21 protein-coding genes are annotated in these 13,842 nt (G+C 30.2%); 3 read left to right on the top strand and 18 right to left on the bottom strand.

Features of this window, described 5'->3' with window-relative positions; translation table 11 throughout:
• Position 1: 1 nt before the first annotated feature.
• The 14 genes from B3W71_RS07490 to B3W71_RS07425 form a co-directional block, all read right to left on the bottom strand.
• On the bottom strand, positions 2–472 hold the full coding sequence (locus B3W71_RS07490) for a hypothetical protein (RefSeq protein WP_346888315.1): 471 nt from the start codon (positions 470–472) through the stop codon (positions 2–4).
• Positions 473–493: 21 nt separating this feature from the next.
• Positions 494–847 carry a dUTPase gene (locus tag B3W71_RS07485; protein ID WP_346888314.1) on the bottom strand — a complete coding sequence of 118 codons (354 nt, stop codon included), beginning with the start codon at positions 845–847 and terminating at the stop codon, positions 494–496.
• A gap of 199 nt (positions 848–1,046) precedes the next feature.
• Positions 1,047–1,553: a hypothetical protein gene (locus tag B3W71_RS07480; RefSeq protein ID WP_346888313.1), complete on the bottom strand. Its 507-nt coding sequence runs from the start codon at positions 1,551–1,553 to the stop codon at positions 1,047–1,049.
• Between the two features lie 15 nt (positions 1,554–1,568).
• Complete coding sequence (locus tag B3W71_RS07475) at positions 1,569–2,531, bottom strand: DnaA N-terminal domain-containing protein (protein WP_346888312.1); 963 nt, start codon at positions 2,529–2,531, stop codon at positions 1,569–1,571.
• An 8-nt stretch (positions 2,532–2,539) separates the two neighbouring features.
• On the bottom strand, positions 2,540–2,743 hold the full coding sequence (locus tag B3W71_RS07470) for a hypothetical protein (RefSeq protein WP_346888311.1): 204 nt from the start codon (positions 2,741–2,743) through the stop codon (positions 2,540–2,542).
• The gene (locus B3W71_RS07465; protein ID WP_346888310.1) at positions 2,736–3,605 is read right to left on the bottom strand and encodes a hypothetical protein; all 870 of its coding nucleotides are present in this window, start codon (positions 3,603–3,605) and stop codon (positions 2,736–2,738) included. Before B3W71_RS07465 ends, B3W71_RS07470 begins: the two co-directional genes overlap by 8 nt.
• 15 nt (positions 3,606–3,620) lie before the next feature.
• A complete protein-coding gene (locus B3W71_RS07460; protein WP_346888309.1) occupies positions 3,621–4,151 on the bottom strand; it encodes a host-nuclease inhibitor Gam family protein in 531 nt (176 codons plus the stop codon).
• Entirely contained in the window at positions 4,152–4,400 is a 249-nt protein-coding gene (locus B3W71_RS07455; protein ID WP_346888308.1) for a hypothetical protein, read from the bottom strand.
• Positions 4,401–4,554: 154 nt separating this feature from the next.
• Positions 4,555–4,743 (bottom strand): hypothetical protein, encoded by a 189-nt coding sequence (locus B3W71_RS07450; protein ID WP_346888307.1) that lies wholly within the window; start codon positions 4,741–4,743, stop codon positions 4,555–4,557.
• A gap of 24 nt (positions 4,744–4,767) precedes the next feature.
• The gene (locus tag B3W71_RS07445) at positions 4,768–5,013 is read right to left on the bottom strand and encodes an AbrB/MazE/SpoVT family DNA-binding domain-containing protein (RefSeq protein WP_346888306.1); all 246 of its coding nucleotides are present in this window, start codon (positions 5,011–5,013) and stop codon (positions 4,768–4,770) included.
• Positions 5,014–5,015: 2 nt separating this feature from the next.
• Positions 5,016–5,750, bottom strand: coding sequence for a phage antirepressor (locus B3W71_RS07440; RefSeq protein ID WP_346888305.1), 735 nt, complete (start codon positions 5,748–5,750; stop codon positions 5,016–5,018).
• A gap of 11 nt (positions 5,751–5,761) precedes the next feature.
• On the bottom strand, positions 5,762–5,929 hold the full coding sequence (locus tag B3W71_RS07435) for a hypothetical protein (protein WP_346888304.1): 168 nt from the start codon (positions 5,927–5,929) through the stop codon (positions 5,762–5,764).
• Between the two features lie 86 nt (positions 5,930–6,015).
• The gene (locus tag B3W71_RS07430) at positions 6,016–6,147 is read right to left on the bottom strand and encodes a hypothetical protein (RefSeq protein WP_346888303.1); all 132 of its coding nucleotides are present in this window, start codon (positions 6,145–6,147) and stop codon (positions 6,016–6,018) included.
• Positions 6,148–6,342, bottom strand: coding sequence for a helix-turn-helix domain-containing protein (locus tag B3W71_RS07425; protein WP_414632000.1), 195 nt, complete (start codon positions 6,340–6,342; stop codon positions 6,148–6,150).
• A 212-nt stretch (positions 6,343–6,554) separates the two neighbouring features.
• On the opposite strand from B3W71_RS07425, the gene B3W71_RS07420 reads away from it, so the two are divergent.
• Entirely contained in the window at positions 6,555–6,956 is a 402-nt protein-coding gene (locus tag B3W71_RS07420) for a helix-turn-helix transcriptional regulator (protein WP_346888302.1), read from the top strand.
• On the top strand, positions 6,946–8,592 hold the full coding sequence (locus B3W71_RS07415) for a recombinase family protein (protein WP_346888301.1): 1,647 nt from the start codon (positions 6,946–6,948) through the stop codon (positions 8,590–8,592). The genes B3W71_RS07420 and B3W71_RS07415 overlap by 11 nt, the downstream gene beginning before the upstream one ends.
• A 448-nt stretch (positions 8,593–9,040) precedes the next feature.
• Here B3W71_RS07415 and B3W71_RS07410 read toward each other — a convergent pair whose 3' ends face one another.
• From B3W71_RS07410 to B3W71_RS07400, 3 genes are all read right to left on the bottom strand, one after another.
• Positions 9,041–9,211, bottom strand: a complete 171-nt coding sequence (locus tag B3W71_RS07410) for a hypothetical protein (RefSeq protein ID WP_346888300.1) — start codon at positions 9,209–9,211, stop codon at positions 9,041–9,043.
• A gap of 710 nt (positions 9,212–9,921) precedes the next feature.
• The gene (locus B3W71_RS07405) at positions 9,922–10,251 is read right to left on the bottom strand and encodes a HesB-like protein (RefSeq protein ID WP_346888299.1); all 330 of its coding nucleotides are present in this window, start codon (positions 10,249–10,251) and stop codon (positions 9,922–9,924) included.
• 192 nt (positions 10,252–10,443) lie between these two features.
• Positions 10,444–11,010 (bottom strand): MEDS domain-containing protein, encoded by a 567-nt coding sequence (locus tag B3W71_RS07400; protein WP_346888298.1) that lies wholly within the window; start codon positions 11,008–11,010, stop codon positions 10,444–10,446.
• Between the two features lie 317 nt (positions 11,011–11,327).
• On the opposite strand from B3W71_RS07400, the gene asnB reads away from it, so the two are divergent.
• Entirely contained in the window at positions 11,328–13,193 is a 1,866-nt protein-coding gene (asnB, locus tag B3W71_RS07395) for an asparagine synthase (glutamine-hydrolyzing) (protein WP_346888297.1), read from the top strand.
• Between the two features lie 58 nt (positions 13,194–13,251).
• Here asnB and B3W71_RS07390 read toward each other — a convergent pair whose 3' ends face one another.
• Positions 13,252–13,725: a hypothetical protein gene (locus B3W71_RS07390; protein ID WP_346888296.1), complete on the bottom strand. Its 474-nt coding sequence runs from the start codon at positions 13,723–13,725 to the stop codon at positions 13,252–13,254.
• Positions 13,726–13,842: the final 117 nt, after the last annotated feature.

Genomic DNA, 13,842 nt, shown 5'->3' with positions numbered 1-13,842 from the left:
TTTATATAAAAACCTTCTTATTTTTAATTAGCCTATAAACTCTAGTGCCATACTTAGCAGCTATGTGAATTAGATCATCACCCGTTCTATTACCTGTGTTGTATTTCAACATTAAATCTAGAAATTCTTTATAGTTCATTTGTGCTGGTAGTGTTTCAAACATTTGGGGCTTAAAAGGTTTTAACCCCTTACAGTAAATGCCATATGTGTTATATTTCTTAGGTCGTTTCTTTACGAGTTTTGCACCATTTTTCTTATTCCAGGCTACTTTATCCTTATAAAGTTCATATAGGTATGGTTTTTCATCTCTCACATACTCTAAATTAGCTTTAATAGCTGACTCTATACATGGCTTACTTACGTTATACTTTAACTCTAGCTCTCTGTAACATCCTAATGATATATACTCAATTATTAAGAATTCTGTAAGCTCAACTCCTTTATATTTTCTTTTCAAGTCCGACCAACTCATTTTTATACAATCCCCTTTCTGCTAATATCCTTCGGCTTGCCTACGATAGTTTTCAGAGTGCTTTCGGATATAAGCATGTTCTATATCCTCCGATGTGAATTGAAGGCTATTTGCAACGGATAAGAGAAAATGAAGCACATCTGCAAATTCATCTAGTATTTTCTCTGTTCCTTCATCATCTTTAACACTCCAGTACTTAAAGCACCTGGTAGCATTAGCCAGTTCTCCAACCTCTACACTTAGAGCTAATAACTTTTTATCTAGTACAGATCTATTCCATTCATCTAGCCTTTCATTATTAGCTTGTCCTATTTGTTTAGCAGCTAAATACCTATCGAAAGCCTTTTGCATCTTCAGTAATTCTTTAATTTCCATGTGGCCTCCTAATCTTCATGAGTATAATACAGCTCATATTCATAATCATCTGAACACTCACCTTGATCCAGTACAATTTTTGCTCCTGAAGAGTATATCTTAAATAAAAGTTTATCTAATCCATATAAACCACCCATTATTTTCTTAGTATTGATTTCATCACCTTTGAGCTTTATGCTATATGGCTTTCCTTCTTTGTCTAAACTAATTTGATAATCACATTCATATTTACTATTTTTTCTTCTTCATCCATATAAATGTGCTTGTATCCATAGTTTGAATCCTCAATTATTAATTCAATTTTTTCATCATAATCAAATTCATATTCTTCTTTGCAAGATTCTGCTTTTAGAGCTGTTATTATTTCAGTAAGTGTATATTCTTCCTTTACATCACTAAGCATCTCATTCATACTTTCTTTTATCTTTTCTATACCTTGAATAGTTATTGCTTTATCTAGTTGCTCCTGTACTGCCGCTAATACTAACCCGTTATATCCTTCTATTCCCAAGTTTCTAAAATTAACGTTTAGATTTTCTTCTATGTGAGTTTTAAGATTTTTTCCAAAATCACTATAACTTCTAAATACATCCTCAACTATACTAGCTATAGTTTTTTCTAATGTAGACTTAACAACCTTCTCAACATAGCTTTCCTTTTCCATTTCAACCAAAGTATCATTTACTATTTTATTTAAATCAATCATCTTTCTACCTCTTCTCTATATTTCTTTCAAGCTAACTACTACTTTTTTGCCTAGTAATATATCTAGCTGCTTTTTAAACTTCTCATTGATAACACTTTCTACAAACTCTGATTTTACTGATATAACTATTTCATTTTCCTTATCCTCTATATCACTATTCATAAACCAAGTTCTGTAGTTATTTTCTGTCCACTGATTATATATGACCTCATGATATGGAGTAGGAAAGGATAGAGGTGGAGTTGAAGGGGGATTTTCTTCCCCTTCTTTTCCTTCTTCCTCATTCTTATAATTCTTATATAATTCTTTATCATTCTTGTTTGTGTCTACCTTATGGTTCTTTTGTGGTTCTTCTATGGTTCTTTTATGGTCTAGACTATGGTTCTTTTGTGGTTTTTTTATGGTTTTTTCGTTCTTAAAAATCACATCTAAACCATTGGTATTACTATCTTCATTGGTGGTACTATTTTTGCAATAATTTTGTTGATGTGGTGGTTTGTTTTTTTGAGTAATTTTATCATCTGTTAAATTTTTAGTGGTTTTCGGTGGTTTCAATATGGTTTTTTCATTGTTAAAAACCATGTCTGAACCATTAGTATTACTATCTTCATTGGTGGTTTTTTCGCTTTTTGGAACCACATCTTCTTCATTAGTGTATCCTTGATAATCCTCATAATTACTTACTTTTAAGGTAGTACCTTTTTTTGATTTTATTGTTGTTATCATTCGGTCACTTTCTAGTAGCTCTAAAAATTTCCTTACAGTCGTTTTTGACACCCCCCATTTTTTAGCAAGTTTCAGCTCAGAAGTATGAAAACTCCCTCTTTCTACCACTACTAATTCATTACCTAATAACACTTTTCTCTCCTGGTGGTTAGCCTGAAGAATGATATCTAACCACCATTTTAATTTTTGAGCATCTTCCCATATCCAGTTTTTACGTATTGCTCTATGGAGCTTTATCCATCCTTCCGCCATTACTTCACCTACTTGTCACTAATATTTTCAAAGGTTTTTAAACCCCACTGCCTATCTATAGAATTAGTTAAGTCATTCCATTGGCTATAGCTAAATTTAATGAGTTTCTCCACATCTCCATCTTCAATAGATATTTCTATATGTCCACCACCATCTTTGATGGATATTACCTTACCATCATCAGATCTAAGGTCTACCTCTTCTTTATACATTAGCTTCCCCTCCCAATGGTGTATCAGTGAAATCAATTTGTTCTACTGCATCATTGTTATTATCTTTTGATGACTCTAATTTATTACTTAGGATGATATATGCAGCTGATTTAATTACTTGGTCCTTTGATTTATCATGTAACCATTCAATATACTTCTTATCTTTACTCTCTACCTCTCCTAGTGTATTTCCTTTATACTTTCCAAAAGGTACCTTTACATTTCTTGCTTCATCTACTGTCATATTTGAAACTGCTACACTTTGTTCAGCCTGTACAAAGTCTTTAATATCTTCTAAATCTTGTGTAAACACATCACTTAAACTTGCTACTTGCAATACTGCATCTATGAAAGCTCTCTTTTTAGCCATTTTAAGTATTGTATTAACTAAATCAGCTATATGTGGATTAGGTATTTTGTACTTAATTCGACCGTATTTATCAGTGAATTGCTCTACTGATACAGGATCTATTCCATCTGGAATAGTATCAGAATTAATATATCTATATTTCTTTTCCATACTGTTGCAGTTACCTACTCCTTGGCTTACTGGTTGCCCATTTCTATAAAGAGTACATTTTATGTTATAGGCAAAGAACCCATCTTTATAGTTTTCTGTTTTCTCTAAAAACTCATATTCCGGATTAAGTCCAAACATCATACATATTTTTTCTCCACCTGGCTTAAGTAATGTTGGTTTACTTCCTACTCCTGCTACCACACCAAAATCATGGCCATCTTTTAAGTTTTTTTGTATAACTGCTTGAAATGTAGCTATTTTATTCATAGTCCCTTGTATTGTACTTATATCAACTGTATCAATTAAACTAAGCGATTGATTTTGTATCATTATTTCTTCCATAACATACTCATCCTCCTATTCAACTTTCACTGTAATATCTTCAGTTTCTATTACTTCTATACCTGGAATAAGTTCTCCAGTTTCTTGATTTACACCATCTTTATATTTAGACTTAATATAAGTCTTATTAAGTTCCTCTTTTATTCTTATGGCCTCACTATCATTGTTATCTTGCATGTATTGTTTAATGGTTTCCTCATCTTGGTAGCACCACTTTTTATTCTTTCTAGATGTAACTTTGCCATAAGGTGTAGTCAATTTAAATTTAGAATTTTCTGATTTAGCATCTGTATAATACTCCAGTATCTTAGTTTTAAAGTATTCTTCATCACTATCAACGCTCTTTATTGTTGACTCTAACCAGCTATTAATCCTCTGAATTTCTTCTGCTGCTACTGCATTAAGTTCAGCTTTTCTTTCTTCTAAAGCCTTAAGCTTTCTAAAACACCAATTAGCACCTTGTAGGTCTTTAACTTTAAACCCTTGATCCTCTGTTTCATATCCATTAACAACTTCCTCTAAATCTATTGCTCTTAATTCATTCATCTATATTTCCCCCTTATAATTTAAATCCCTAATAGTTTCTCCTGTATGTTTGTCATAAATCTCATTGTTGTCTAATTCTGCGCCAGGTGGTATAATTTCAGAAAGAATATTTTCTTTAGGTTGCGTCTTACTTTGGTCGGTGGAGCAACCTTTTACTATTTCTATGGCTTCACTTATACTTTTGCCTTCTTCCTTACAAAGTCTTTCAACTTCATGGCACTGTTCATTTATCGTTAGCAATGTTGCCATTCTCTCACTCCTTACCATTTATAATTATTAGTCCTCTTACGTATTCTTTGTGAATTTTCCATAGCATGTACATCTGCATCATTAATAAGAAATTCTCTTTTTCTCTTTCGTTGAAGTTCTGATATCTTCTTAACTGCTTGCTCTTTTGTTTGCTTTACAAGTTTGTTCCTTTCTGTATAAATGTTAGACTCTCCATACATACTTCAATAACCTTCCTTTCACTAGTTCTTTTATCAAATTTAACTTGATTAAACATAAGGTCTTGAGTTGCTATCTTTAGAACTTCTTTAAATTCTTTTTCTGTAGTTTGAGCTTTTAGTTCTTTAAAAAAGTTAAACAACATATTTACTCATCCTCTCGTATTCAGCTATCTAATTTCACTTATTTCATCAATACAGCTTTGACATATATTCTTTCCATTAAAGTTTTTAATTCCAGCACCTTCACCACAAAATAGACATGTAGGCTCATATTTCTTTAATATAACCTGGTCACCATCTACGTAAATTTCTAGTGGATCCTTAATTTCTATTCCTAGATTCCTTCTTAATTCTGCTGGGATACTTATCCTCCCTAGTTCATCTACCTTTCTTACTATTCCCGTTGCTTTCATGATTAACATTCCTCCTTAATTAATTTTCTTATATATTCAACACCTTTTTGAAATACCAAAGTTTTAATATTAATCTTTGTTTCTCCTTTAGATGTTATATACTTTTGTTCTAAAACTCTAAAATACTCTCTATCTACATATTGTTGATATGGTATGTTATTAGACTGTAGTATTTTCTCTTCTCTTAGAAATTCAAATAAGTTATTTCTGCCCATTCCTTTTATAGCTAATACTTTTGCTACCTCTGACATTTCAATGGCATCCTTAGAGCCAGCAACATCATCATAGAATTCTGCTTTAGGTTTTAGTATTGCAACTTTCTTTTCAGCTTCAATTCTTGCTGCTCTTTCTTCTTTAAGTTTTGTTGCAACCTCTATTAATAAGTCTAGGTTATCTAACAATTCATCCGTTGCATACATACCATGTTTTCGTACACTAGGTAGTACATCATTTGTTACCCACCTTTTAAACTTCTTCGCACTTGGTAACTTCGAACCTAATATTAAACTGTAAAGTCCACTTTCATTAATGACTGTCATTTCTCTTGATTGACCTGAGTCGGTGAAACGCCTTGTCAGCTTATCTTCATTATCTACATGCCTTTTAATAGAATCCGATGTATCTTTATAACCTAATGCTGTCGCTACATCTTTCCCTACAAACCAAGGCTCGTTATCTTTAGTTATTGCTCTTACTTGTCCAAATTCTTCGTTTTTAAAAATCTGAATGTTATTCATTGCCATTCCTCCTATTTCATTAGTTCATAATATGCAGTTCTTGATATTGGATAATGGTTATATCCTCGTTCTGTAGCAAGTGCTAGAAAGTATTTACCTTTACTCTCGTCAAAGATCACTGCTATCGCACCGCCTGCACACTCTGTTAGTTGGGTTATGCGCACTTTATCTTCTAACATTCTTACTCCTCCTTATTTTTTACCCTCACGTTGGAGCTGCTTGAATAATTTACCTTCCGTAGAGCCGCTTGAATATTTTTGAAATTTTACTTTGTAAACATTCCAATATTTAAAGGGTTTTCTTCAATATACTTTTCTACATCCTCAATAGTTGATAAATTTTTTTCATTTAAAAACTTATTCATATTTTCCATGAATATTTTTTCTAATTCCCCCACCTAGCACACCTCCAAAGCTTTTATTATTTCTTCCTTTGTAACTCTGTATAGAAAACTTAGTTTCTCAATTTTAAGCTTGTCCATTTTGCAAACTTTATTTTCTAAATTGTAAAGTTGTGTTCTGCTTATACCTAATTCTTCACACACTTTAGATGTTTTCAATCCGCTAAGTTTTCTTAATTGTTTCATGTCCACGTTGTCACCTCCTTGCCATGAACTTAGTATATATTCCCATTATAATTTTGTAAAAGTTAATTATATGCCAAATTCTTAAAATATCTTCATAATACTCTATTTTTCTCGCAATTTCTTTATGTTCATTAACTTTTCATTTTGAAAAGTTTTTAAAAGTGTGTGTACAATAACTTTTCAATATGCTAATATAAACAAGAAAGGATGTGTTAAATTTGTTTACAGAAAGATTAATTGAATATAGAGAAGAAAAAGGGCTACTAAAAAAAGAGATGGCTAGAAAATTAAAAGTAAGTGAATCTTACTATAACTTAATAGAAAATGGTAAAAGAGATGTATCTAAAAGATTTATGATATCACTTGTAGCGGAAAGTGGAATGCCTACGGAATACTGGTTGTATGGAACGACTGATAAAGAATATGTAAAAACTCGTGAAGATTTTAAAAGTTTAAAATTAGCAATAGAACAACTTATAGATTTAGGGATGATGACTTCTGCTAAAGATATTTTTAAAGAGTTTAAAGGAACGGCAACGGAAGAGTTACTTATAGCTGCACTAAAATCCGATATTGAAGGTATAATTCTTAAAAAGGAGGATTTGGAAGGTGAAGAATAAAGTTGCTATATATGTAAGAGTTTCGACAAACTACCAAATAGACAAAGATTCACTACCGTTACAACGTAGTGAATTATCTAATTACAGCAAGTATGCATTGAATGTAAATGATTATGTTATTTTTGAAGATGCTGGTTATAGTGGCAAGAATACAGATAGACCCAAGTATCAGGAAATGATGAGCAGAATAAGGCAAGGTGAATTTACACATCTTTTGGTGTGGAAGATTGATAGAATATCTAGAAATTTAATTGATTTTTGCGATATGTATGAAGAGATTAAAAGATATAATTGTGTATTTGTAAGCAAGAATGAACAATTTGATACTAGTTCAGCTATGGGTGAGGCAATGTTAAAAATAATATTGGTATTTGCAGAGCTAGAGAGGAAGTTAACAGCAGAAAGAGTAAAAGCAGTAATGCTGGATAGAGCTAGCAAAGGGATGTGGAATGGTGCCCCAGTACCACTTGGCTACAAATGGGATGAAAACATTAAGTTCCCTATTCCAGATCAACATGAATCCGAAATAGTTAATTTCATATTTGAACAATACAAGGATACTGAATCAACTTCAAGGGTTAGAAATATTTTAAATGCTAATGGAATTAAAACTAAAAGAGATGGTAATTGGACCACTAAAACAATAGCAGATATAATACGGAATCCATTTTATATAGGTATTTATAGATATAACTTTAGGGAGCAAGCACGAGGCAAGAAAAAAGATGAATCGGAATGGATAGTAATAGAGGATAACCATAAGGGGATAGTTTCTAAAGAAATATGGCAACACTGCAATGATATTATGGACAGAAATGCCAAAAGAAGTAATGCACAATTTAGAGATAATACTAAAACGCATGTATTTGCTGGACTCCTAGAATGCGGAGAGTGCCACAAGGGTTTGTATTCTAAGCAGGATAAACCTCACCTAGATGGGTATATACCATCTTTTTATTGCTGCACTAGTAGATATAATCACTTAGGATGTGAACAAAAAACAGTATCAGAGAAGATAATCGGTGAATTTACTTTCAATTTCATATCTGATGTTATTAGAAATAGCAAAAATAGAGCCATATCGAGCGAATACGAGCTAGAAAACATATTATTGAGTAATAAGGCATTAGATGGTGTTCTTGCTATAGAGGGCATATCTGAATTATATGATAGTATTTTTAATGAGAATGATAATTTTAAAGTTTCGAAACAGGAAAATGTAATTAATTTGGAAAATGAAGGATTAAAAAAGGAAAGGGAAAAATACAAAAGAGCATTAACTAGACTTGATGATCTATATTTGTTTGATGATGAATCTATCAGTGAGAAGGATTATTTAATTAAAAAAAATAAACTGAATGATAAATTAAATGAAATAGAAAACAAGTTAAAACATGAAAAAAGATCCAGTGATAATGATGTTAATTTTATTAAACTAGCTACAAATGCTATGCTTAATGACATATTCATGAAAACTGAAAATATAGACATGAAGGTGTTTATAAATGCAGTTGGTAGAGATACTATAAAAGAATTTTCAAATTCTATTATTAATAAAATAACAGTCAAAAACAAACAAGTGACTGGTATGAATTTCAAAAGTGGACTTGATTTAAAGTTTATATATAAAACATAATTGCTGATATAGCTGCGTTATTAACTCCTCTTTACTTACACAAACGGACAACCCCAAGTCTCTATATAGTATTTTAAATTTTTATCCATTAAAAAATCTCCTTCATTAAGTGCTATGTTTTCTAATTATCAATTTAGTATTATATCATACTACTTAGAATAAATAAATAAAGTTGTATGTAATACTTTAGGTTAATAATTTATCAAATATTTCTTCTTATATTATTAGCACCTATATTATAGCCTTAATCAAATCTTATTAAGGAAATCATTATTAAAACCACTCTACAAAAGTAGTAAATATTTTTACTACTAATAAAAACGAAAAGCGGTATCATGTATTAATACACAACACCGCTTTACAAGTTTTAAGGCAATTACTTATAGTAATTCCTTATACTTAAATAAAATTAGACATTAGTCTATTTTACTTCTATGCAAATATTATTTTACCATTTTCCATCATAACTAATCGGTTTAGCTTTCTTATCTGAGGTTTTAGCTTTACCTTGAATTTCTGGTACTGGATGAGCTTCATTTTTAGGAAAGTGATTATGCTTGTTGCTTTCTGTACCGTGTGAGTCTTTTGGATCTGGTCTTCTCATTCCTGCTTTTGCCATAATATTTTCCTCCTACTTATTTATCACTATTAGTTTAAGCATTATATAAAGTTTTATACTCAACTATGTTTTCTATAGATGGTAATAAGTATATTTAAAAAAATAAAGTGCAATGTTAATTGAGCTTAACATTGCACTTTAAATTATTAAATTATATTTTGTTTATTAGCCGCAGCTGCTACAACTTGAACATCCGCCGCCTTCTGCTTGCTTCTCAGGTTCTATAGAAAATCCACCTCTACCATTCTCTTCACCTGAAAGAATAGTAAGCGCTCCAAATTGGTCATTTACAGACTTATCTACTAAGAATGTAAGCCCTTCTACAACCTCTATGTTATCAGTTTCTTTTTTTTCATCTAAAACTAGATTAAATACTGGGCCGCCTCATCCCATACCTGCAAAGTGAATTCTTACTGTATCTGATGTAACTTCATTATCTTTTAAAAATTGTAAGAACTCAACGGTAGCTTTATCACTTATCTTAACTGTTGACATATTTTTACCTCTTTTCTTTTTAAGTTTTATAGATACAGTAATATTATGCGACTATATCTACATATTTATTACACTAATAAATATCACTCTGAATGTCAATTAATTTTGTCATTTAATTTACTAATAGACCTTATTTGAAATAAATATAAACAAAAGATGTAGTATTAAAAAGGTTTAACACTACATCTTTCTCTATATAACTATGTTTTTAAAATTTAGCCGCAACTTGTGCAACCAGAACAACCGCCACCTTCTGGTTTTATTTCTGGCTCTATAGAAAATCCACTTCCACCATTCTCTTCACCTGAAAGAATTGTAAGAGCTCCAAATTGATCAGTAACTGATTTATCAACTAAGAATGTAAGTCCTTCTATAACTTCTGTATTATCACTGTCTTTTTTCTCATCTAGGACTAAATTAAACACAGGACCACCACAGCCCATACCTGCTAAATGAATTCTTACTGTATCTGCTGTAACCTCATTATCTTTTAAAAATTGTAAGAATTCAACAGTAGCTTTATCACTTATTTTTACTATTGACATAACTTTTACCTCATTTCTTATATAATAATTTATTTTAATGTAATTAAATTCATATGGCATCAAATAAAAATAATTATCAATGTCATTTATAATTATATGATATCATAGCATTTATTAGTGTCAATAGATTGTTATATAGATATTTTCAATAGAACTTTAATAACTATAAAGGATTGTAATAGCCAAATTTTGCTACACTATATTGCCCTCTATTCGAAAGGATTCTATTGGTAGAATCTCATTTCCAAACATTCTATAGTCGTGGTATTTATAAGAAAATTTCATAATATCTTCAGTAATTATTTTCCCTTTATTTACATAGTCTAAAAAATCATAACATGTTAGTATATCTATGTGTTCTTTTTCACATAGACTAGATAAGGTTTTAATAAACTCTTGAAATATTGTATTACATGTATTATTTAGTATTTTAACACTATCTAATATAAAATTCGCTCCCCAAAATCCCAAATCGGAAGCCTTAGCTTTAAACTCTCTAAGAAATTTTGATATCCTCTTGGAATTTAGAGCTTCATCGTAGGAAGACATTAATACATTACTAATATCAAGATTTTCTATCATTGTTCTTTCATTTATATCTAAATTATTAATAAGTAATTTATAAATCTCTTCATCTACATAAAGATAAACGTAGTTATTATTTTCTATTTGTTGTTTTATGTATCTATATAGATTAATTACTAAATGATCCTCTCCATAATAATAAAAACAGATATTTTTACCATAATAATTATTCATAAAATCTCTCCCCTTAATTAGTACACATATTCACTCTATTAGTATTATTCTATATCAACATTCTTTTACCTTTATTTTCCAAAAACTGTTCATCTAATAATTTTTACATTTTTTTACATAGTATATGAAGTCCTTACCATCTTTGAAAAGTTATCCAGCTTATATAACTTTTCATGTAGAAATATGGTATACTATGTGATATAAATAAAAGAAGTCTATTACTAACCATGTAATCGTGAATATCGTGAATATATTGATTAAGATAGATATATGTTGTAAAATATGTTTATGTGTATAAACACTAAGGAGGATTATCAATGTGCGGATTTGTAACGTTTTTTAGCAACTCTACAATACTAGAAGAAAAGAAAGAAACTCTTCGTGATATGAGACAAATTATTAAACATAGAGGACCAACTCAAGATGGAGAGTATATGGACGAAAATGTTTATTTAGGTTTTAAAAGATTAAGTATTCTAGATTTGGCTAATGGAATTCAACCTTATTCTTTTAAGGATGAATTAGAAATAGTTTTTAATGGAGAAATATATAACTATATATCTTTAAGAGATGAATTAATAAGAGAAGGATATAATTTTACTACTAACTCAGAGGTAGAAGTAATAGCTACATTATATACACACTTAGGAGATAAGTTTGTTGAAAAACTTAGAGGAATGTTCTCCTTTATTATTTGGGATAGAAAGAAAAAAGTATTCTTAGGTGGAAGAGATCCCTTTGGAATAAAGCCATTTTATTACACAGAAAATGAAACTGGACTTTATGTAGCTTCAGAGCTTAAGAGTTTCCATGTTAATCCTGATAGTGCTTGTGTTGATATTGATAACGGAGCACTTCATGACTATCTTACATTCCAATTTGTGCCTGAACCTAAAACTTTATTAAAGGATATAAAAGTTTTGAAACCAGGTCATATTATAAAGAAGGAATTAGGTAAAACTAATGAAATAAGTTGCTATTATTCAATTAAGTTTAACCCTACTCCAGGATCCAAGGACGAAAAGATGGAAGAAATTCGTAAGGTCATAGAAGATTCTGTTGAGCTACATATGCAATCAGAGGTACCTGTTGCATCCTTCTTGTCAGGTGGAATTGATTCCACTGTTGTAACTGCTTTAGCTAAAAAACACATGCCAGATTTAAAGACCTTTACTATAGGATTTGATAGAAATGGATATAGTGAAATTGATTTAGCTAGAGAATCAGCAGATAAACTAGGATTAGAAAATATAAGCAAGATAGTTTCTTATGAAGAATTCGCTAATGAATTACCTAAGATAATTTGGCATATGGATGAACCAGTAGCTGATCCTGCAGCTATACCGCTTTATTTCATAGCTAAAGAAGCCGCTAAGCATGTTACAGTTATTTTATCTGGTGAAGGTGCTGACGAAGTATTTGGTGGATATACTATATATCATGAACCTAATTCATTAAAAATGTTCGATTATATACCTGGCTTCTTAAAAAATGCCTTAAAAGCAGGTGCTTCTCATATGCCAGAAGGGAAAAAAGGAAAAAGTTTTCTCGAAAGAGGCTGTACTCCAATGAGAGAACGTTATGTAGGTAATGCGAAAATCTTTTTAGACGCTGAAAAAGAAGGAATACTTAATAAGTATGATTCAAAATATACTATTAAGAGCGCTATGAATGACATTTATGATAGAGCTGCTCAATATGACCCTATTACTCAAATGCAGTTTGTAGATTTTAATACTTGGTTAACAGGAGATATCCTTGTTAAAGCTGATAGAATGACCATGGCTCATTCTTTAGAACTTAGGGTACCATTTTTAGATAAAGAAGTGTTTAAAGTTGCTTCAAAGCTTACCGCTGATGAAAAGATCAATGGTCATGTAACAAAATACTTATTAAGAGAATCTTTTAAATCAGAGCTACCATTCCTAACTGCTCTAGATAGAAAAAAACTTGGATATCCAGTTCCAATAAGATTATGGCTTAAGGATGAACTTTATCAATGGGCTATAGACATAATAAAGAACAGTAATGCTGATGAGTTTATAAATAAAGAAGCTGCTATTAAGTTAGTAGAAGATCATAGAAAAGGTCCATTTGACCTAAGTAGAAAGATCTGGACTATACTTATTTTCTTAATTTGGCATAAGATTTATATAGAAAAAGAAACTCCATTTTTAGATTAAAATTAAAGACATAGAATTCATAATAAAATTCTATGTCTCTTTTATTTATACTCCAAAACTATTTAGCCACATTTATATTTTTTTCTTTTAACCAATCTATTAGATAATTAATTAAAAATTCATCTCTAAATGTATAAAATTCATCTAACTTATCTTTATTTATTAAAACTCTATTAAAAGTTAATAGAGGATTAGACCAATCGACTTTATTTGAAATTTCACTTTTATCATTAGGATTTAAAATGTTTAAGTAATTTTTCATAGCACTAACTAATATAACTTCATCTATTAGTGGAATGTAGAGATAATTATCACTATAGTTCATAGTAATATCTTCAGCCTCTATAGCTAACTCTTTTTCCCAACCTTCAAGTTTATCAAATTTAGACTCATCTTTTAATGCTTCTATAATACTTTGAGGAATATAAGAAAATTCACCATCATTTAAATTTAAATAACATTCTCCTTCACCTCTAGTTTCCGATAAACTAAGCTCTAGCATTAAGTTTAAATCAATTTCTAAGTTATTCATAAAATTTTCACCTGCTCTTTAAATTATATTTATACTTATACGGATTCTCTCAACATATAGTATTAAGAGTATATGATAATATAGGACTTTTTACAATATTTATTTAAGAATTACAAC

Source organism: Clostridium sp. UBA1056, from assembly GCA_002316385.1.
Lineage (GTDB): Bacteria > Bacillota > Clostridia > Clostridiales > Clostridiaceae > Clostridium_J.
The sequence above is the reverse complement of the archived record's forward strand: the minus strand, read 5'-3'. Positions and strand labels throughout refer to the sequence as shown.